This is a genomic window from Streptomyces incanus (genome assembly GCF_042656345.1).
GTDB lineage: Bacteria > Actinomycetota > Actinomycetes > Streptomycetales > Streptomycetaceae > Streptomyces > Streptomyces incanus.
Genome location: NZ_JBHSPC010000011.1, coordinates 69,738 through 88,020 on the forward strand (window position 1 = coordinate 69,738; position 18,283 = coordinate 88,020).

General features: G+C 69.3%; 19 protein-coding genes. 8 read left to right on the forward strand and 11 right to left on the reverse strand.

The window, feature by feature from the left end; all coding sequences use genetic code 11:
• Nucleotides 1-96 precede the first annotated feature (96 nt).
• Together ACFP2V_RS03140 and ACFP2V_RS03145 are read left to right on the forward strand one after the other, a co-directional pair.
• On the forward strand, nt 97-345 hold the full coding sequence (locus tag ACFP2V_RS03140; RefSeq protein ID WP_381204939.1) for a DUF6458 family protein: 249 nt from the start codon (nt 97-99) through the stop codon (nt 343-345).
• Between the two features lie 156 nt (nt 346-501).
• Nucleotides 502-993, forward strand: coding sequence for an LURP-one-related/scramblase family protein (locus tag ACFP2V_RS03145; protein ID WP_381204941.1), 492 nt, complete (start codon nt 502-504; stop codon nt 991-993).
• A 34-nt stretch (nt 994-1,027) separates the two neighbouring features.
• Here ACFP2V_RS03145 and ACFP2V_RS03150 read toward each other — a convergent pair whose 3' ends face one another.
• Nucleotides 1,028-1,846 (reverse strand): carbon-nitrogen family hydrolase, encoded by an 819-nt coding sequence (locus ACFP2V_RS03150; protein ID WP_381204943.1) that lies wholly within the window; start codon nt 1,844-1,846, stop codon nt 1,028-1,030.
• Nucleotides 1,847-2,064: 218 nt separating this feature from the next.
• Between ACFP2V_RS03150 and ACFP2V_RS03155 the strand changes: the two genes are divergently transcribed.
• Nucleotides 2,065-2,889, forward strand: a complete 825-nt coding sequence (locus ACFP2V_RS03155) for a maleylpyruvate isomerase family mycothiol-dependent enzyme (protein WP_381204945.1) — start codon at nt 2,065-2,067, stop codon at nt 2,887-2,889.
• Nucleotides 2,890-2,990: 101 nt separating this feature from the next.
• Here the strand turns inward: ACFP2V_RS03155 and ACFP2V_RS03160 are convergent, their stop codons facing one another.
• Together ACFP2V_RS03160 and ACFP2V_RS03165 are read right to left on the reverse strand one after the other, a co-directional pair.
• Nucleotides 2,991-4,289 (reverse strand): MFS transporter, encoded by a 1,299-nt coding sequence (locus tag ACFP2V_RS03160; protein ID WP_381204946.1) that lies wholly within the window; start codon nt 4,287-4,289, stop codon nt 2,991-2,993.
• Nucleotides 4,286-4,939: a GntR family transcriptional regulator gene (locus ACFP2V_RS03165; protein ID WP_381204949.1), complete on the reverse strand. Its 654-nt coding sequence runs from the start codon at nt 4,937-4,939 to the stop codon at nt 4,286-4,288. Before ACFP2V_RS03165 ends, ACFP2V_RS03160 begins: the two co-directional genes overlap by 4 nt.
• A gap of 223 nt (nt 4,940-5,162) precedes the next feature.
• On the opposite strand from ACFP2V_RS03165, the gene ACFP2V_RS03170 reads away from it, so the two are divergent.
• Nucleotides 5,163-6,062, forward strand: coding sequence for a D-alanyl-D-alanine carboxypeptidase family protein (locus tag ACFP2V_RS03170; RefSeq protein ID WP_381204951.1), 900 nt, complete (start codon nt 5,163-5,165; stop codon nt 6,060-6,062).
• Between the two features lie 136 nt (nt 6,063-6,198).
• Here ACFP2V_RS03170 and ACFP2V_RS03175 read toward each other — a convergent pair whose 3' ends face one another.
• The 8 genes from ACFP2V_RS03175 to ACFP2V_RS03210 are packed head-to-tail and all read right to left on the reverse strand — an operon-like array spanning nt 6,199 to nt 12,674.
• The gene (locus ACFP2V_RS03175) at nt 6,199-7,362 is read right to left on the reverse strand and encodes a flavin reductase family protein (RefSeq protein WP_381204953.1); all 1,164 of its coding nucleotides are present in this window, start codon (nt 7,360-7,362) and stop codon (nt 6,199-6,201) included.
• On the reverse strand, nt 7,359-7,802 hold the full coding sequence (locus ACFP2V_RS03180) for an acyl-CoA thioesterase (protein WP_381204955.1): 444 nt from the start codon (nt 7,800-7,802) through the stop codon (nt 7,359-7,361). Before ACFP2V_RS03180 ends, ACFP2V_RS03175 begins: the two co-directional genes overlap by 4 nt.
• Before the next feature lie 8 nt (nt 7,803-7,810).
• Entirely contained in the window at nt 7,811-8,584 is a 774-nt protein-coding gene (locus ACFP2V_RS03185) for an enoyl-CoA hydratase/isomerase family protein (protein WP_381204957.1), read from the reverse strand.
• A gap of 20 nt (nt 8,585-8,604) precedes the next feature.
• Nucleotides 8,605-9,105 carry a peptidase associated/transthyretin-like domain-containing protein gene (locus ACFP2V_RS03190; protein WP_381204959.1) on the reverse strand — a complete coding sequence of 167 codons (501 nt, stop codon included), beginning with the start codon at nt 9,103-9,105 and terminating at the stop codon, nt 8,605-8,607.
• An 8-nt stretch (nt 9,106-9,113) separates the two neighbouring features.
• The gene (locus tag ACFP2V_RS03195; protein ID WP_381204961.1) at nt 9,114-9,899 is read right to left on the reverse strand and encodes a dioxygenase family protein; all 786 of its coding nucleotides are present in this window, start codon (nt 9,897-9,899) and stop codon (nt 9,114-9,116) included.
• Complete coding sequence (locus tag ACFP2V_RS03200) at nt 9,896-11,134, reverse strand: NAD(P)/FAD-dependent oxidoreductase (RefSeq protein WP_381204963.1); 1,239 nt, start codon at nt 11,132-11,134, stop codon at nt 9,896-9,898. The genes ACFP2V_RS03195 and ACFP2V_RS03200 overlap by 4 nt, the downstream gene beginning before the upstream one ends.
• A 9-nt stretch (nt 11,135-11,143) precedes the next feature.
• On the reverse strand, nt 11,144-11,458 hold the full coding sequence (locus ACFP2V_RS03205) for a 2Fe-2S iron-sulfur cluster-binding protein (protein ID WP_381204965.1): 315 nt from the start codon (nt 11,456-11,458) through the stop codon (nt 11,144-11,146).
• On the reverse strand, nt 11,451-12,674 hold the full coding sequence (locus ACFP2V_RS03210) for a cytochrome P450 (RefSeq protein WP_381204967.1): 1,224 nt from the start codon (nt 12,672-12,674) through the stop codon (nt 11,451-11,453). The genes ACFP2V_RS03205 and ACFP2V_RS03210 overlap by 8 nt, the downstream gene beginning before the upstream one ends.
• 468 nt (nt 12,675-13,142) lie before the next feature.
• On the opposite strand from ACFP2V_RS03210, the gene ACFP2V_RS03215 reads away from it, so the two are divergent.
• From ACFP2V_RS03215 to ACFP2V_RS03230, 4 genes are all read left to right on the forward strand, one after another.
• Entirely contained in the window at nt 13,143-14,495 is a 1,353-nt protein-coding gene (locus ACFP2V_RS03215) for an MFS transporter (protein ID WP_381204969.1), read from the forward strand.
• A 199-nt stretch (nt 14,496-14,694) separates the two neighbouring features.
• Entirely contained in the window at nt 14,695-15,882 is a 1,188-nt protein-coding gene (locus tag ACFP2V_RS03220; RefSeq protein WP_381204971.1) for a CaiB/BaiF CoA transferase family protein, read from the forward strand.
• Entirely contained in the window at nt 15,879-16,655 is a 777-nt protein-coding gene (locus tag ACFP2V_RS03225; protein WP_381204973.1) for a citryl-CoA lyase, read from the forward strand. The genes ACFP2V_RS03220 and ACFP2V_RS03225 overlap by 4 nt, the downstream gene beginning before the upstream one ends.
• The gene (locus ACFP2V_RS03230; protein WP_381204975.1) at nt 16,648-18,264 is read left to right on the forward strand and encodes a class I adenylate-forming enzyme family protein; all 1,617 of its coding nucleotides are present in this window, start codon (nt 16,648-16,650) and stop codon (nt 18,262-18,264) included. Before ACFP2V_RS03225 ends, ACFP2V_RS03230 begins: the two co-directional genes overlap by 8 nt.
• Nucleotides 18,265-18,283 lie beyond the last annotated feature (19 nt).

Genomic DNA, 18,283 nt, shown 5'->3' on the forward strand with positions numbered 1-18,283 from the left:
CCCCCCCCGACGCATGAGTGATGACTGCCCGGGTACCCGGAGGCAACCGGAAGGACCGGGGAAGAACCGGAAGAACCGGAGAGGAAGGCGGCACTCATGGGACTCGGCGGGTGCATCATCCTGATCGCCGTAGGGGCGATCCTCACCTTCGCGACCGACTGGGACATGCAGGGAGTCAACCTGAACCTGGTCGGCGTCATCTTCATGATCGTCGGGCTGATCGGCGTGGCGACCTTCAGCAGCATCGCCCGGCGCAGGCGCGTCGTCGTTCCGCCGGCCACACCGGTCATCGACGACACCCGCCCGCACAGCCGCGACGGCTACAGCGACGGATACGGGGTCTGAGCGAGCACCACCGGTGCGCGCCGTGCGTGCCTTGTACACCGTGTGTGCCCCATACACCGCATGTGCCATGTACACCGCATGCGCCGGGTGCGCCGCATGCCGACAATCGGCCTAGTGACGGCGTCGGGAGGCGGGCGGCGGGGCACCCGTGATGGCATGAGATTCCTCGTACGCGACCGGCTCCTCGGCATCGGTGACGACTACTGGATCGAGGACGACCAGGGCAACAAGGTCTTCCTCGTCGACGGCAAGGCCCTGCGGCTGCGGGACACCTTCGAACTGAAGGACGTCCGGGGCCGCGTGCTCATCGACATCCGCAAGAAGATGTTCGCCCTGCGCGACACCATGGTGATCGAACGGGACGGCGAGGCGCTGGCGGCGATCCGGCGCAAGCGGCTGTCCCTGCTGCGCAACCACTACCGGGTCACCCTGGCCGACGGCACCGAACTGGACGTCAGCGGCAAGATCCTCGACCGTGAGTTCGCCGTGGAGTACGACGGTGAGCTGCTCGCCGTGATCTCACGGCGCTGGCGGCACATCCGGGAGACGTACGGCGTCGACGTCGTACGGGACGACGCGGACCCGGCGCTGCTGATCGCGGTGGCGGTGTGCGTGATCCACCTGGCGGAGAAGGAGCGGGAGGGCTAGGGCCTGCCCCGGGGCCGCGTCTCGGGGCGAAGGCTCAGGGGTGCGGGCGGTCCAGGCCGAGGACGCGGTCCTTGAGGGCCGGGAACCGATCGCGGGTCTTCGCCACCGTCGCCGGGTCGAAGTCCACCGTGAGGACCTGCTCTCCGGGGCCGGCCTCCGCCAGGACCTCTCCCCACGGATCGACCACGATCGAGTGACCCGCCTGCGGAACTCCGGCGTGGGTTCCGGCCGTTCCGCACGCGAGGACGTACGCCTGGTTCTCCACGGCCCGCGCCTGCGCCAGGAGCGTCCAGTGGGACCGGCGGCGGTCCGGCCAGCCCGCCGGGACGACGAACGTCTCGGCACCGGCGTCGACAAGACCGCGGAAGAGTTCGGGGAAGCGGAGGTCGTAGCAGGTCGCGACACCGAGCGTGGTGTGCGGCAGCGGCACCGTCACCAGCGCGTCGCCCGCGCTCATCAGTACGGCCTCGCCCTTGTCGAAGCCGAAGCGGTGGATCTTGCGGTACACGGCGGCCAGGTCACCGGCGGGGGAGAGGACGAGCGAAGTGTTGTAGAGCGGCCCGTCGCCCGTGGCGGAGCCGCCGTCGGCGGCAGCCCGCTCCGGGATGGAGCCCGCGTGCAGCCATACACCGGCGTCGCGCGCGGCCGCGGCCATCGCCTCGAGGGTCGGCCCGTCGAGAGGCTCCGCCTCGCGCGCGAAGTCCTCGTAGGCGAACGCGCCGGTCGTCCACAGTTCCGGCAGGACGACGAGGTCGGCTCCGGCCTGTTCCCGCACCAGAGCGGCGACCCTGCGCCGACGGGATTCGACCGATTCACCCTCGTTCATGGCGACTTGGAGCAACGAAGCGCGCACAATACCACCGTCCTGGCATTCGACTCGTCGGCACGGCCTACGATCGTCACACGAAAGCACTGCCGGGGTGCCTCGCAGCAGCGTAACTTGGGGGCCCTCCCGGTTCGAGCGTAGCCGAGAACCGGGGGAGTCCCGAGACGCCCGCCGAGCGCAGCCACCGCCCACTGGCACCGCCGCCACAACCTGCCCGTGTACCGACCGCCGAGGGGTCCCGTTCCGTGAGTCTGCATCCCACCCTCCAGCCCTACGCCGACGCCTGGAACCAGTCCGTCGAGGCGATATCCGAGCTGGTGCAGCCGCTCGTGGAGGCCGACTGGAACCGGCGGACGCCGTGCCCGGGGTGGTCGGTCCGCGATGTGGTCTCCCATGTCATCGGTCTGGACTGCGAGATGCTGGGCGACCCGCGCCCGATCCACACACTGCCGCGCGACCTGTTCCACGTCACCAACGACCAGCAGCGCTACATGGAGATGCAGGTCGACGTGCGCCGCCACCACACGGCGCCGGAGATGACCTCCGAGCTGGAGTACACGATCATCCGCCGCAACCGCCAGCTGCGGAACGAGTCGCGTGAGCCGGGCCGGACGGTGCGCGGCCCGCTCGGCTCGGAACTCACGCTGGAGGAGTCCATGCGCCGGCACGCGTTCGCCGTGTGGGCGCATGAGCAGGACCTGCGCGTGGCTCTCGGCCGCCCCGGCAACCTCGACTCCCCCGGCGCGCACGTCGCCCGGGACGTGCTGCTCGCGGAGCTGCCGCGGGTGGTCGCCGAGAAGGCTCAGGCACCGCGCAGCTCGGCCGTGGTCATCGACGTCCACGGGCCCGTGGAGTTCCTGCGCACCATCCGCGTCGACATCCAGGGCCGGGGCACACTGGAGACCGCCCCGGCGCTCGGCCCGGCCGTCACGCTCGGCCTCGACTGGGAGACGTACGTCCGCCTGGCGTGCGGCCGGGTGACACCGGACGCGGTGTCGGACCGGGTGAAGACGGAGGGCGACCCGGACCTGGCGGCGGCGATCCTGCGGCACTTCGCGGTGACGCGGTAGGACCGACGGGAGCGGGGCGCCGGGCGCCCCTGGACGGCACCCGGGCCCCGGCGCCCGCCCACGCACCCCTTGCACCGGAACCGGCCCCGGCACCGGCCGGCTCACACCGGCACGTGCACGCTCTCCACCCGGCTGACGACCAGCCGTTCCCGCTCCCTGCGCGCCGCCTGCCCGCGCAGCCGCAGGATCTGGGTGAGCCCGAGGGCCTGGAGGACGAAGACGGCGGCGAAGGCGACGCCGTAGTCCCCGCCGGTGGCGTCCAGCAGCACGCCGACGGCGAACAGGGTGGTCATGGACGCGATGAAGCCACCCATGTTGGTGATGCCGGACGCCGTGCCCTGCCGCTCCGGCGGGTTCACCGGGCGGGAGAAGTCGAAGCCGATCATCGAGGCCGGACCGCAGGCACCCAGCACCGTGCACAGCACCACCAGCAGCCACATCGGGGCCGTCTCGCCCGGGTAGGCCAGCGTGGCCGCCCACAGCAGAGCCGTCACCCCCACGGTCCCGAGGACCAGCGGCAGCCGCGCGCCGTGCTGCCGGGCGATGAGCTGGCCGTAGACGAGCCCGAAGACCATGTTGGACAGCACCACGAGGGTGAGCAGCTCACCGGCGGTGGCCCGGTCCAGCCCCTGCGCCTCGACGAGGAACGGCATGCCCCACAGCAGCAGGAACACCATCGCCGGGAACTGCGTGGTGAAGTGCACCCACATCCCGAGCCGGGTCCCCGGTTCGCGCCAGGAGGCGGCGACCTGCCGGCGCACGTAGGCGGCGCCCTGGTGCCGGACGGGGTCCGGTTCCTGCCCCTCGGGGTGGTCCTTCAGGAACAGCAGGAGCAGGACGAACACCACGACACCGGCGAGCGCGCTGCCCGCGAAGGCCGCCGTCCAGCCGATGCCGTGCAGCAGTCGGGCCAGGACCAGGGTGGAGACGAGGTTGCCCGCCATGCCGGCCAGCCCGGCGAGCTGCCCGATCAGCGGCCCGCGCCGGGCCGGGAACCACCGGCTGCCCAGCCGCAGCACGCTGATGAACGTCATGGCGTCCCCGCAGCCGAGCAGGGCGCGGGAGGCGAGCGCCATGCCGTACGACGGGGAGAGGGCGAAGCCGAGCTGCCCGATGGTGAACAGCACGGCGCCGATGCCCAGAACCTTCTTGGTGCCGAGCCGGTCGACGAGCAGGCCGACGGGTATCTGCATGCCCGCGTAGACCAGCAACTGGAGGATGGAGAAGGTGGACAGGGCGGAGGCGTTGACGCCGAAGCGGTCGGCCGCGTCGAGGCCGGCCACGCCCAGGGACGTACGGAAGGTGACGGCGACGAAGTAGACCGAGACGCCGATCCCCCACACCACCAGGGCACGCCGCCCGCCCGGAGGATCCCCGGGCAGGGGACTCGCGCCGGTCATCGCACTTCTCCCCGGGCCAGGTGGGAGAACCAGCCCACGTGCCGGTTGACGACCCCGGCGGCCGCCTCCGGGTCCCCCGAGCGCAGCGCCTCGAGGATCTCCTGGTGCTCGGAGAGGGTCTTGGCGATGCGGTCGGGATGCGAGTACATGACGGCGACTCCCATCCGCAGCTGTCGGTCGCGGAGCTGGTCGTAGAGGCGGGAGAGGATCTCGTTGCCGCCGCTGCGGACGATCTCCGCGTGGAAGCAGCGGTCGGTGACGGACGCGGCGGCGAAGTCGCCCGCGGCGGCCTGTTCCCTCTGCCGGGCGAGCAACGCCTCCAGGCGCTCGATGAGCCCGGGGGGCGCGGGGACGGCCTTGCGCACCGCGTGCTCCTCGACGAGCAGCCGGGTCTCGACGACGTCGGCGATCTCCTGCGCGGAGACGGGCAGGACGAGGGCGCCCTTCTTCGGGTAGAGCCGGATCAGCCCCTCGGCCTCCAGCCGCAGCAGCGCCTCGCGCACCGGTGTGCGCGAGACCCCGGCGGCGTCGGCCAGCTCCCCCTCGGTCAGCAGCGTGCCGCCCTCGTAACGGCGTTCGAGGACACCCTGCTTGACGTGGGCGTAGACGCGCTCGGCGGCGGGGGGTTGCTTCACGGGAGCCGGACTCATGCCGACAGGATAGATACAACACGTACGCATGGACGCGTTCGTCCATCATCCGGACCGACCGCGCCGCGCTGTCGCGCGGACCGGGACCCCGGACCGGGAAATTGCCCCCGCCCCGGCGCACAACCATCCGCGCCACCCAAGTGTCAGACTCGTGCGACCGCTCCCGGCCGCACCTCAACTCGGCCGCAGCAATAGGGCATTCAACGCAATCGGGGTACCTCACTTGAACATCGGGATTCAGGGCATCCGGGTCCGCAGAGCCGTCGGTGTCGCCGTGACCACCGGCGCCGTGCTGGCCTCCGGCGCCCTCTACGCGGCGCCCGCGCAGGCCGCCGCCGCACCCACGATCGCCGCCAAGGGCGGCTTCGTGATGAACGACGCGAACGGCAAGTCGCTCTACACCAAGGCCGCGGACACCCGCCTTTCGACCGGTTCCACGACGAAGGTCATGACCGCGAAGGTCGTGCTCGCGCAGAAGAACCTGAACCTCGACGCCAAGGTCACCATTCAGATGGCCTACAGCGACTACATCGTGGCGAACAACGCGTCCTCCGCGCGCCTGATCGTGGGCGACAAGGTGACCGTGCGTCAGCTGCTGTACGGGCTGATGCTGCCGTCCGGCTGCGACGCGGCGTACGCGCTGGCCGACAAGTTCGGTACGGGCTCGACGCGGGCCGCCCGTGTGAAGTCCTTCGTCGGGAAGATGAACGCCGACGCGAAGAAGCTGGGGCTGAAGAACACCAACTTCGACTCGTTCGACGGCATCGGCAAGGGCAATAACTACTCCACGCCGCGCGATCTGACGAAGATCGCCAGCAGCGCGATGAAGAGCGCCAACTTCCGCGCGATCGTCAAGACGAAGACGTACACGGCGAAGACCGTCACGAAGACGGGCAGCACCCGCACGATGGCGCCGTGGACCAACACCAACACGCTGCTGAACAACTACAGCGGCGCGATCGGCGTGAAGACCGGCTCGGGCCCGACGGCCAAGTACTGCCTGGTCTTCGCCGCGACGAAGAACGGCAAGACCGTCATCGGCACGGTCCTCGCCTCGACCGGCTCCGCCCAGCGCGAGACGGACGCCAAGAAGGTCATGAACTACGGCTTCGGCCGGATCTGACCCGCGCCGGACGCACACGGCGCGCACGGGGGCTCACCCACGTCGGGTGGCCCCCGTCGCGTACGGGGCGTGCGGGGCTACGGGGAAGGAGCCGGGACCAGCGGGCCGGCTGAACCGCTCAGGTGGGACGACGGGCTCAGGCCTGCTGGGCGGACTTCTCGGCTTCTCGGGTGAGGCGACACAGTTCGTCGGCCAGGACCTCGATCCGGGCTCCGGAGACCGGCGGAATCTGACACAGCCGGAGCATGAGTTCGCATCGTCCGTGCCTGTTGCGGATGGGGGCCACCAGGCTTGCGCCCTCGTACTGCTTCTCCGGCTCGAGGTCCACCGGCCGGAGATCCTCCCCCGCGGCCTGGAGCATCGCCTGGATCTCGCGTTGCTTCGCCGGCGTGACTCCGTCCACGCCGTACTCGGTCAATGCGGGAAAGAGCAGCGTGTCTCTCGTGTCCCCGGCGTAGGACCCGGCCCAGCCGTGTTTATGCGCATGGTCCAGACGCTCCTGGGATATGCGCAGCAACTCCTCGCCCGCGGTCCTCGCCCTGTTCATCCACTGCTCTATCTCCGCCTCGGGAGCGCCGGTCAGGAACACCTCGCCGAAAGGAGGCGTGAGCGGCCACTTCGAACCGAGGATCGTGGACGTCGGCACATCCGGGCCGGCGACCGTCGCCACGGCCACCGCGTGGTCGGCGACCTTGGCGTAAGCGGTCACCTCCCCGTGGGCCGCATGCGCGAGGCGCTGCATGCCGTCGCGGATGTACTGCACGGTCTGCACGCTCTCGGCCACGATCGCATCACTCGGTGCGACGAAGGACCCCGGGACGAATCCGCCGAAACCGCCCTGGAAGAACAGCAGCGGGGCGACCGGACGATGGATCTCCAGGCTTTCGACCAAACCGGTCACGAAGTAGTGGTCTCCTGCCGGGGTGCAGGCCTCGAGGCTGCAGTCGATGCTGCACACCACGTCCGGGAGAACCGGCGAACCGTTACTGGAAGGCGACCACTGAAGTCCCTCGAACCGCCTGTCCGCGGGTCGGGACAACGCCCTGCAGAGGTGTTCCTGGTCGTGGGCGAGGATGTTGACGGTGAAGCGCCCCGCTTTCCTGATCGCGGCGAAGCTCGCGGAGTCCCGCGTGGGCAGGAAGCCGACCAGGGGCGGGTCGAGGGACACGGAGGTGAACGTGCCCACGATCAACCCGACGGGCTCCCCGTCCGCGTGGGTACTGGATATCAGGGCCACCCCCGTGGGGTGATGCCCGAGGGCCTGCCGGAAGGCGGCGGGATCCACCGCGCCGCCGCTCACGGGTGACTCGCTTCGCGTTCGGGGGGTGTGGCCAACGCGCGGATCTCCTCCGGCCAGGGTGTGGCCGCACCGCTGGAACGGTCGGTCAGCACGAAGACCGCTCGGGACGTCGCGACCAGCCGCGTGCCCACCAGCATGCGCTGCGCGAGTCCCAGCGAACTGCGGCCGACCCGGTCGAGGCGGGTCTCGGTGGTGAGCGTCGCGGGGTGGTGGACCTGCCCCTTGAAATCCACCTCCAGCCGGACCAGCGCGATGATTGGCTCGAACCCCACCGCCGGCCTCACCTGCTCGTTCATGAACGCGTAGCGCGCGTTGGCGAGGATCTCGGTGAACGCGGTGTTGCCCATGTGGCGTTGGAAGTCGAGGTCGCTCACCCGGAGCGTGTCCTTGACGATGTGTGCGCGGGGCTCCGAGAGCCCGGTGCTCGACTGATCGGTCATCAGTGTCCTCAGCCGGCCTTCACGGCCTTGACGGAGGCGCCGAACTCCTTTAGCGCCTCGGCACGGTACTCACGCATCTCCTCGTTCGCCTGACGGCCCCGCACGAGACCCTCGGCCAGCGGGAGATCCGCGACCGCGTGGAACAGCCGCTTGGTGGCCTGGAGCGCCATGGGCACCTGTCCCGCCAGTTTCTCGGCGATCTTCAGCGCCTCGGCGAACTCCTCGCCCGCCGGGACGACGCGCGTGACCATGCCCATCCGCTCGGCTTCCTCGGCGTCGACCAGGCGCCCACTGGCCACCAGCTCGAAACCCGCCTTGCGGCCGAGCTGCTTGGTCAGGTTGGCCATCACCACCGCCGCGACAAGACCGTGCTTGATCTCGGGGTAGCCCATGCGCACGTTGGCCGACGCGATGGTGATGTCACAGGCGAGGGCCAACCCGCAGCCGCCGCCGACGGCATACCCGTGAAGGGCGGCGATCACCGGCTTGGAGATCTCGGGAATGGTCTTGTGCAGACCGTAGGTGAGTCCGGCGCGGTACTCGACGCGTTCGGTGTTGTCGGGCGTGAGCTCGGCGAACTCACCGGTGTCGGCGCCCGTGCAGAAGGACGTCCCCGCCCCGCGGACGACCACCGCACGGATCTCGTCGTCCTGGTCGGCTCCCCGCAGTTCTTCGATCAGGCGCTCGTAGAGCGCGCTGTCCATGGCGTTGAGCTTGCGGGGACGGTTGAGGGTGAGCACCAGCACATGGCCCAGGCGCTCGACAATGAGGTTCTCTTCCATGGTTCAGCCTCGTTCGTGCTCTAGTCGATGGAGAAGAAGACGGACTCGCGCTCGCCCTGCAGCCTGATGTCGTACCGCAGGTGACGCTCGACGTCCGTGGGCTGTGCGATCAGGAGGGGCCGCCTGGCCTCGGGGATCTGCCGCAGGATCGCGTCGGACCCGTTGGCCCGCTCCTCGTCGGGGAAGTACACCTTCGTCGCCAGCGGCCCTGCCAGGCCGCGCGTGAAGACGAAGATGCTCAGGTGCGGCGCCAACCGGTTGCCGTCGGGCAGCGTCACCGGTTCCGGCTTCCTCACGACGGCGCGGAAGCGACCCTCGAGGGTGCGGACACGGCATGCCTGCTCCTGGCTCCAGAGCTCGAGGAACGCGCCGTAGTCGACGTGGTCCCCTTGACCGTCCAGGACCATGCCCTCGATCACGACGGCGCCCGGATCGTCCTCGGCGACGGCCTGGGTGATGCCCCGCGGGGTCATGGCGAAGCCGAACAGGGGACCGCAGGTCTGTGCGGGCGTGAGAATCATGGCCATCCCTACTCGAACGGGGTCGCGGCCGAGCCGCGCAGCACGATGTCGAACCGGTAGGCCAGCGCCGAGGGGTTCTTGGTCAGCAGGGCACCCGGGTCGGTTCGCTCGGGTGGGTGGATGACCGCGCCGCTGCCGTCGACGGTGGGCAGGGCCCGCCGGGGGCCGAACGACTCCGCGATGGAGTTCTCCTCGTCGAGCAGGGCGATCAGGCGCTCCTGGCCTCGTCGGTCCGGGACGGCGTTGATCATGCGGTCCATGCGGATCAGCGGGTCGCCCTCGAAGTACATCTGCGTGACGAGCCGGCCGGCGCAGCCGGCACCCAGGACGGAGAAGTGGATGTGGGACGCCCGCCAAGCACGGGCACCGTCCTTGAACATCGCCGGGTACGGGCCCGGACGGATCGTCACGAAGCGGTAGGCGCCGCGGCTGTCGGTCAGGCACCGGCCCGCGCCGTGGAAGTTGGCGTCGAGCGGAAAGCCCGACACGTCCATCGAGTCGCGGTAGCCCCCGGCGGCGTTGGCCTGCCAGATCTCGACCAGGGCGTTCTTGACCGGGATGCCACCGCTGTCGGTCACGGTTCCGTGGACGATGACGCGGGTGCCGATGGGCTCCGAGACGCCCTGCACCGTGAGGTCGTGGTCGAACGCGCCGAGCTTCAACTGCCCGAAGGCGGGGCCCGGCAGGTGGTGGAACCACTCCTTGTCCAGGTGCACCGGCGCCGCCAACGGCACACGCAGGGTACTGACGACGGAGTTGGAATCCGCCAACGGCGGATCGAACGATTCGATCATGAGGTTGCCCTCCCCAGTGCTTGTGCGGCGAGGGCCCGGATGCTGACACTCTCGTCCGCCAGGTGGTGACGCGCGGGACTGATTCCGCGGTCCAGCAGCCTTCTGGCCGTCAGGAAGGCGCCGGGGTCGTTCAGCGCCTCGACGGCGATCAGGCGGTCCCCGCGGTAGTGCCACAGCGAGAAGCCCGCGCCGTCCTCGGTGGTTCTCCTGATGACGCCGTCGCCGTCGCCGGTCAGGCCGACGATCTGCAGCCGGACGTCGTACTGGTCCGACCAGAACCAAGGCGCCGGCCGCGGGGGCACCGCGCGACCCGCGATGTGGGCCGCCGCCGCCTTGGCCATGTACTCCGCGTTCTGGACCGACTCCAGGCGGAGTCTGCCGCCCTGCCAGGCGAAGTTGGCGCAGTCGCCCACCGCGTACACCGACGGGGCGCTGGTCCGGCCGATTTCGTCGACGGTGATGCCGTTGTCGACCGTGATGCCGGCTCCCGCGGCGAGTTCGGCGACCGGTTCGGCACCGATCCCCACCAGGACGAGATCGGCCTCGATCCGGGTCCCGTCGGTGAGCACGCCGGCGACCACGCGGCCGTTCTCGCCGTCCAGCGACTGGAGCGCGCGGCCTTCCAGGACCTCGACCCCGGCGCGCAGGTGCTCCGAACGGAGGTGGTCGGCAGCTTGCTCGCTGACGACTCGCTGGAGCAGTCGGTCACGCTCGACCACGGTGACGTGACGTCCGAGGCGGGCCGCCACCGAGGCGAACTCGAGACCGATGAAGCCGCCACCGAGAACGAGTACCGACTTCGCCCGGTCGAGTGCCCCGGACAGGGCGTCGGCGTCGGCGAGCGTGCGCAACACGTGCACGCCCTGAACTCCGTCGACCAGCGAGTCGGGCAGGCGTCGGGCCCGCGCACCGGTCGCCAGGACCAGGTTGTCGTAGCGAAGAGTGCTGCCGTCCGTCCGGACCACGACCTGCTGGGCGACGTCGATCCGGGCCACCCGTTCGCCGGTGCGCAGGTCGACCTCGGGCTTCGCGCGGCCGGCGGGTGTGCCCAGCGTGAGGTGCTCCTGCCCGATCTCTCGCAGCAAGTAGCGCTTGGACAAGGGGGGGCGCTGGTAGGGGACGGCGGCTTCGGCGCCGATCAGGGTGATCGGCGCGTCATAGCCTGCGGCGCGCAGGTGCATGGCCGTGGTGTGGCCGGCCTGTCCGGCGCCGATGATCGCGGTTCCGTGTGTCATGGCGCGGCGTCACCAGGTGGACGGTACTTCGACGGTGATTCCGTCAAGCTCGGGCCGGGCGGAGATCTGGCAGCTCAGGCGACTGCCGTCGCGCCGAGGTGCGTCGGCGAAGTCCAGCAGGTCGGCCTCGATCGGGCCGGGCTCGCCGGTCCGGTGGTCGGACTCGACGTAGACATGGCAGGTGGCACACATCATCCCGCCACCGCATTCCCCGACGATGCCGGGAACGCCGTTGGCCACGGCCGCCTCCATCAGGCTGACGCCGTCGCCGACCTCAGCGGTGATGCGCTCGCCGTCGGCGGTGATCCACGTCACCTCAGCCATGATCAGAACCTCCGAGCCGGACCAGCAGACTCTGTGGACCGCGGTGGGCCATCGTCTTCGTCCATGCGGGTCGTTGTCCCTTCACCAGCTCCATGCCGGGGAAGGCGTTGATGAGTTCTTCCAGCACGATCTTCATTTCGATGCGTGCCAGGGGGGCGCCCATGCACACGTGGGTGCCGTATCCGAAGGACAGGTGACCTCGTGCGTTGGCGCGGTGGATGTCGAAGTCCGACGGCCGTTCGTACTGGTCCTCGTCGTGATTCGCCGATGCCAGGCTCAGCAGGACCTTGCCTCCCGCGGGGATGGTCGCGCCGCTGAGTTCGACGTCCTCGAGGGCCCTGCGCCGCCAGGTCATGACCGGGGTGCTGTGCCGGAGGACTTCTTCGACGGCACGCGGGATCAGTGTGGGATCCGCGACCAGTTCCTCCCAGGTCCCGCGGTTTTCCAGCAGCGTGAGGATGCTGATGGTCAGACCGTTGGTCACGGCCTCATGACCGGCCAGCAGCAACGCGAACACCAGACAGACGATCTCGTTCTCGGTCAGTACCGAGTCGTCGCCTCCGCGAAGTTCCAGCAGCTTGCTGGGGTAGTCGTCGCGCGGTGCCCGCTTGCGGTCCTCGACGATCTCCTTGCAGAAGTGGAAGAAGTCGTTCAGCTCATGGCCGGCATCGATCATTTCCTGCCGGGTCGGCTTGCCCCAGATCATCGTGGCGCGGTTGAGCGCCCAACGCTTGATCATCAGAGGGTCCACGTCGTCGACACCGAGGAGCATGAACACCACGCGCGCGGGCATCTCGTGCGTCAGCTCGGCGACGATGTCGACTTCGTCCTTGCCGCGCAGGCCGTTCACGTACTCCTGCACCAGCGCACGGATGCGCGGCTCGCACTCGCGATAGCGCTTGGGGTTGAGGAACTGGCCGGCACTCTGCCGGATCCGGGTGTGCCGGGGCCGGTCCGTGTTGGACTGCACCGGTTCGACGGTGAAGTCGTTGTCGGCGAGGAACCGGGTCAGTTCCTCGGGGTAGCCCTCCAGCGAGTCCAGGACGTTCGAGGCGGAGAACCGCTCGGGGTCCTTGAACACCGAGAGGACGTCCTCCCGTTTCGTGACGACCCAGTAGTCGGTCTCCTCGTTGTAGAACACCGGCGCCTCGCGACGGGCCATCGAGAAGAAATCGTAGGTGCCGTCGTGGTCGAACGGCCTGAAACCGCTGGTCACGGGGCATCGTGCGGCCGTCGGTCGCTGATCCACCACCGCCATCCGTCTCCACCCTCCCTCAGCGGCCGCAGCGACCGCTTGTTGTTTCGTCAACAGGCGGCCGAGTCTGTCCCGACGCTTGATGATTTGTCAACGGATCTGGGTGGCCGAGACAGCCACAAGGCTTGATCCATGCACGTTCGCGCCGGCCGGGGGGTCGCCGAGACCCGCCGACCGACCGCGAACGAGGCCTGCGGAGAACCGGACCGTCCCCGGCCGACCCCGGCCGCGGACAGGTGGCCCTTTTTCCGCAGTTGTCAAACTGACCCTTGACAAGTCAAGAGCGGTGGGGAGAGCGTGTGCCCTTGATCACTCAACACCTTGCTGAGCAGCGCTCTCCCATACCCGGGACGGGCCTTCTCGTGTCGCGGCTCATCGTCGGTTCGGGTGCGGCACTTCCTTAGCGGTATCCAGTCGAGAGAGGACGTCATGGGAGCGAATCAGACTGCTGAACCCAAAGCGTCGGTCGCCCTGGCGACCGACCACGCTCCAGGGGGCGAGGGGAAGAAACGCCGCCGGGTGGTCTACGCCACGCTGGTGGGTACCACCATCGAGTGGTACGACTTCCTGGTCTACGCCCAGGTCGCGGCCCTACTCTTCGGCGACCTGTTCTTCAGCGGGCTCGGCCAGTGGAGCCAGCTCACCGCCCTGGCGACCGCGGGGGTGAGCTTCTTCTTCCGGCCGCTCGGCGCCATCATCTCGGGCTATCTGGGTGACCGGTTCGGCCGTCGCATCGTCCTTGTGCTGACGCTCGGACTGATGGGCCTGTCGACCATGCTGGTCGGCCTGCTGCCGACGACCGCGGCGATCGGAATCGCGGCCCCGATCCTGCTCATCCTCCTGCGGTGCCTCCAAGGACTCTCCGCCGGTGGCGAGTGGGGCGGCGCGGCCATGCTCGCCGTGGAACACGCCAGAACCGGTCACCGCGGGCGGATGGGAGCCTTCCCGCAGATGGGCGTGCCGCTCGGGATGATGCTCGCCATCGTCGTGATGGGCACCTTCAACGCCCTGCTCGGCAAGGAGGCGTTCGACGCGTGGGGCTGGCGCCTGCCGTTCCTCTTCTCCGTCGTGCTCGTCCTGGTGGGGCATTACGTGCGGACCCAGGTCGCCGAGTCACCGGTCTTCACGGAACTCGAGGAGTCGAAGGCCAAGGCGAAGACGCCCCTGCGCGAGCTGCTGAGCACCCACGGCACCAAGGTGCTGAAGGCCGCCGCCACGATGGTGGGCAACATCGCCGCCGGCTACATGATCGTCGGCGGCTTCGCGCTGGCCTACGTGACCAGTGCCCATGACCTTCCTCGCGCTCACGTGCTGATGTTGCTCTTCGCGGCCAGCGCCGTGTGGATCGCTTTCACCTACGTCGGCGCATGGTGGAGTGACCGCTCCGGCCGTCCGGTCGTCTACAAGTTCGGCTACTCGATGCTGTTCGTGCTGCTCCTCCCGCAGTTCTGGCTTCTCAGTCAGGGCACCGAGCTGGGCGTCGGCGTGGCCCTGCTGACCCTCGCGGTGCCGCTGGGCCTGACCTACGGCCCCCAGTCGGCGCTCTTCGCGGAGATGTTCCCGGCCAGGATCCGGCTCTCCGGGGCGTCGCTCGCCTACGCGGTCGGTGCCGTCCTCGGTGGAGCCTTCGCGCCGATGATCGCCGAGGCGCTGACCCAGGGATTCGGCACGGTCATCGCGGTCGCGCCGTACTTGATGGGAATGGCATTGATCAGTCTGGTGACGGCCTTCTTCCTCACCGACCGCTCCACAGAGCCGCAGGAGTCGATGGCCGACCGCTGAGCCGTAGCCGCTGCCGCGAGCATCTGGGGCGCTTCTCCGCGTCGGAATTCCGTGTCGGAATCCGAGCGGGCGACGGAGCGCCCCAGATTGCTGTTGACAACACAACAAGATGACCCGAGGATGCTGTTGACACCACAACAACTTGATTGGTCCGCGCCGGGTTCTCCAGCGCCCGGGCCCAAGCCGCTAGGAGAAAGCTGTGGGAGTTCGGGAAAACGAGGGAACGGGCAAGCCGCTCGGAATACTTCCGGGCCTGAAGGTCGTCGAGATGGGCCAGAACCTGGCAGCCCCCTATGCCTCGCTGATTCTCGGTGACCTCGGCGCCGACGTCATCAAGATCGAGAAGCCCGGCGGGGACGACGCGCGTGGCTGGGGCCCGCCGTTCGTGGGCGACAGTTCGGTCAGTTTCCACATGATGAACCGGAACAAGCGGTCCGCCGTGCTGTCGCTGGACGACGAGGCCGACTACAAGGTCTTCCTCGATCTCGTCCGCGACGCCGACGTGTTCATCCACAACCTGCGCCCGGGCGTCGAGAACAAACTCAAGGCGGACGCCGAGACCCTCATGGCCGTGAACCCCCGGCTGATCTACTGCTCGATGTCGGCGTTCGGTCACACCGGTCCGATGGCGAACCGTCCCGGCTACGAACCGCTGCTGCAGGCCTTCTCCGGCCTCATCGCCATCAACGGCGACCCGAGCGGCCCGCCCTCCCGGGTGGGTCCGTCGGTCGTCGACCTCGGAACGGGCATGTGGACCGTGATCGGCGTGCTCGCCGCGGTCCTGGAGCGCCAGGCCACCGGGGTCGGCAGTGAGGTGAGGACCTCACTGCTGGAGACGGCCGTCAGCTGGGCGGGACGGCACATCGCGGACTACGGGGCGACGGGCATCATCCCACCGCGGGTCGGCACCGGCCACAACTCGCTCACTCCCTACGGCGCGTTCGAGGCAGCGGACGGCCCGTTCATCATCGCCGCGGGCAACGACCGCCTGTTCGCCAAGTTGGCCACGGCCCTGGAGAAGCCCGAGTGGGCGAACGACCCCCGCTTCGCCACGAATGCCGCGCGCAACGAGAACAGGGCCACGCTGCTGCCCCTCATCTCCGAACTCGTCGGCCGCAGCACCGTCGCCGACTGGATCGCGTGCCTGGAGCGCGCCGGCGTGCCGTGCGCACCCATCCATTCGATCCCGCAGGTGCTGGAGCACCCCCAGACCGAAGCCATGGACATCATCCTGGACAACGCCGACGACCGGCTCAAGCTCACCGGACTGCCGCTGAGCATCAACGGCGAGCGAGCGGGCTTCGGCACCACGGCACCGGCGCTCGACGAGTACCGCGACGAGCTGGTCGACTCCGCGCCGGCACCCGAGTCAGGACACGCACGGTGACCGGCAGCCGCACCCACATCGCGACGTCCGACGCGACCTCGATCACCGTCCGCGGGAAGGACCTGTGCGAGGACCTGATCGGCCGGCACAGCTTCACGGACATGATCTATTTCCTGTCCGTCGGCCGGATGCCCACACCGCCCGAAGCGCGGGTGCTCGACGCCTGCCTGGTCACGCTCATGGAGCACGGCTGGACCCCGACGTCGATCATCACCAGGCTGGCGGCCGACAGCGTGCCGGACGACGTGCAGGTGGCGATCGCCGCCGGGCTGCTGACGGTGGGGCCGGTGTTCGCCGGAACCATGGAGGGCTGCGCCCAGCTGCTGGTCGAGGGCCTCGAGAGCGACGAGGACCCGGACACCTACTGCACGCGCGTGGCAGCGGAGTACGTGAGTGCCAAGCGGCCGGTGCCCGGATTCGGGCACCGCCTGCACAGGCCGGACGACCCACGCGCGGTCAGACTCCTCCAGGTGGCCGAGGAGGACGGAATCAACGGCCGCTACGTCGACCTGCTGCAGAGACTGAGCCGCGCGGTCGACACGGCCCGGGGCGGGCGGCACCTCACCATCAATGCCACGGGCGCCATCGCGGCGCTGTTCCTGGAAATCGGGATCCCGCTGAGGGCCGGTCGCGGACTTGCCGTGGTGTCCCGGGCCGGCGGTCTGCTCGGCCATGTGGTGGAGGAGTTCACCGAACCCTCCGCCCGCACCATCTGGCAGCTCACCAGGGAGGGCATCCCGTACTCGGATCCCCAGGAGACTTCGCATGATTGATGCGGCGCGCGACCGGTACACCTCGGCCGAGGTGCTTGGTCTCTACCGGAAGCACAGTGACACCCTGACCGACCTCGTGGCGAGTCGCGCCGCGGTGGATCCGGGCCGTCCGATGATGGTGTGCGGTGAGCGTTCCTGGACGTGGGCCGAGGCCACCGACGCGGCGCGCCGACTGGCCGGTCATCTCCGGCATCGGGGGATCGAGCCCGGGGACCGTGTGCTCGTCATGGGCCGCAACAGCGACTGGCATGTCCTTGCCTTGCTGGCCGCCGCCGGACTGGGTGCGGTGTTCGTGCCCGTCAACCCTGATTTCAAGGTGGAGGAAGCGGCCTACGTGCTCCGTCAGTCGGGTGCACGGGCGATCCTCTGCGACGAGGCCGCTGAACCGGTTGCCGAGGCCGCACGCGACGACGTCCACAGCTCCGCCTGGATCCAGCGGCTCGGCGGCGAGCTCCTCGACGCCGAGCCGACCGAGCTGGTCGGCGGTGATCGGCAGGCTCCGTGCGTGATGATCTACACCTCGGGAACCACCGGATTCCCGAAGGGCGTCCTGCACAGCCAGCAGAGCGTGATCGCCGCGGGAGAGAGCTTCGTGGAGCGGGTTCGCCTGCAGCCGCACGACCGGGTGCTCACCGTCCTTCCGCTGTTCCACGTCAACGGTCTGCTCTATTCCGTGGCCGGAGCGCTCGCCGCCGGTGCCACGCTCCTGCTGGAGCCGCGTTTCTCCGCTTCGGGCTTCTGGCCCGCGGTCAAGCGGCTCGGTGCGACGCAGGTCAACATGATCGAGGCGATCAGTGCGATCCTGCTCAATCGGCCTCGCGACGAATACGTGCCCGACCACGGCCTGCGCAAGATCTACGGGATCCGGCAGGCGAGCACGCGAGCGTTCCGGGAGCGGTTCGACGTACCCCACCTGGTGGGCGGGTACGGCATGACCGAGATCCCGGGCATCCTGAGCACGCCCTACGACGCGGAGGCCAGGCCGGGCAGCATGGGCCGGCTCTGCCGGCATCCTGATCCCGCACGGCCGTGGGCGCGGTGCCGCATCGTGGACGAAGCCGGTGCGGACGTGCCCGACGGCGAGGTCGGGGAGCTCTGGGTACGGACGCCCATCGTGATGCTGGGGTACTTCCGCGAACCCGAGCAGACCGCCGATGCCTTCGAAGGCGACTGGTTCAGAACCGGCGACCTGGTGCGACGGGACCAGGACGGTTGGTACTACTTCGTCGCACGGAAGAAGGACATCATCCGCCGGCGGGGCGAGAACGTCTCCGGAGCCGAGCTCGACCGGGTGGTCGCCGAACACCCGGAGGTGGTGCTGGCAGCCGCGGTCGGAGTGCCGTCCGAGATGGGCGACGAAGACATCCTGCTGGTGGTCACGCCCCGTGAGGACTCCCTCCTGACCGAGCAGGAGGTCGCGGACTTCTGCGGCGTTCGGCTGGCCCGGATCAAGCGGCCCCGCTACGTCCTTCTCACCGGGAACATGCCGCTCACGCCGACCGGGAAGGTCGCCAAACACCTCCTGAAGGCAGACGCCACCCTGCGAGACCGGGCCCTCGAGGTCGACGTCCCCATCGATCAGCAGCCGTCCCGGCCCGGGCCCGGGTGAACCCCTCACACGTCCCGTC

Excerpts from the sequence above, each read along its gene's own strand:
- ACFP2V_RS03140 (WP_381204939.1), top strand. The coding sequence starts at position 97 with ATGGGACTCGGCGGGTGCATCATCCTGATCGCCGTAGGGGCGATCCTC.
- ACFP2V_RS03145 (WP_381204941.1), top strand. The coding sequence starts at position 502 with ATGAGATTCCTCGTACGCGACCGGCTCCTCGGCATCGGTGACGACTAC.
- ACFP2V_RS03160 (WP_381204946.1), bottom strand. The coding sequence starts at position 4,289 with ATGACCGGCGCGAGTCCCCTGCCCGGGGATCCTCCGGGCGGGCGGCGT.
- ACFP2V_RS03165 (WP_381204949.1), bottom strand. The coding sequence starts at position 4,939 with ATGAGTCCGGCTCCCGTGAAGCAACCCCCCGCCGCCGAGCGCGTCTAC.
- ACFP2V_RS03180 (WP_381204955.1), bottom strand. The coding sequence starts at position 7,802 with ATGACCGATCAGTCGAGCACCGGGCTCTCGGAGCCCCGCGCACACATC.
- ACFP2V_RS03185 (WP_381204957.1), bottom strand. The coding sequence starts at position 8,584 with ATGGAAGAGAACCTCATTGTCGAGCGCCTGGGCCATGTGCTGGTGCTC.
- ACFP2V_RS03190 (WP_381204959.1), bottom strand. The coding sequence starts at position 9,105 with ATGATTCTCACGCCCGCACAGACCTGCGGTCCCCTGTTCGGCTTCGCC.
- ACFP2V_RS03195 (WP_381204961.1), bottom strand. The coding sequence starts at position 9,899 with ATGATCGAATCGTTCGATCCGCCGTTGGCGGATTCCAACTCCGTCGTC.
- ACFP2V_RS03200 (WP_381204963.1), bottom strand. The coding sequence starts at position 11,134 with ATGACACACGGAACCGCGATCATCGGCGCCGGACAGGCCGGCCACACC.
- ACFP2V_RS03205 (WP_381204965.1), bottom strand. The coding sequence starts at position 11,458 with ATGGCTGAGGTGACGTGGATCACCGCCGACGGCGAGCGCATCACCGCT.
- ACFP2V_RS03215 (WP_381204969.1), top strand. The coding sequence starts at position 13,143 with ATGGGAGCGAATCAGACTGCTGAACCCAAAGCGTCGGTCGCCCTGGCG.
- ACFP2V_RS03230 (WP_381204975.1), top strand. The coding sequence starts at position 16,648 with ATGATTGATGCGGCGCGCGACCGGTACACCTCGGCCGAGGTGCTTGGT.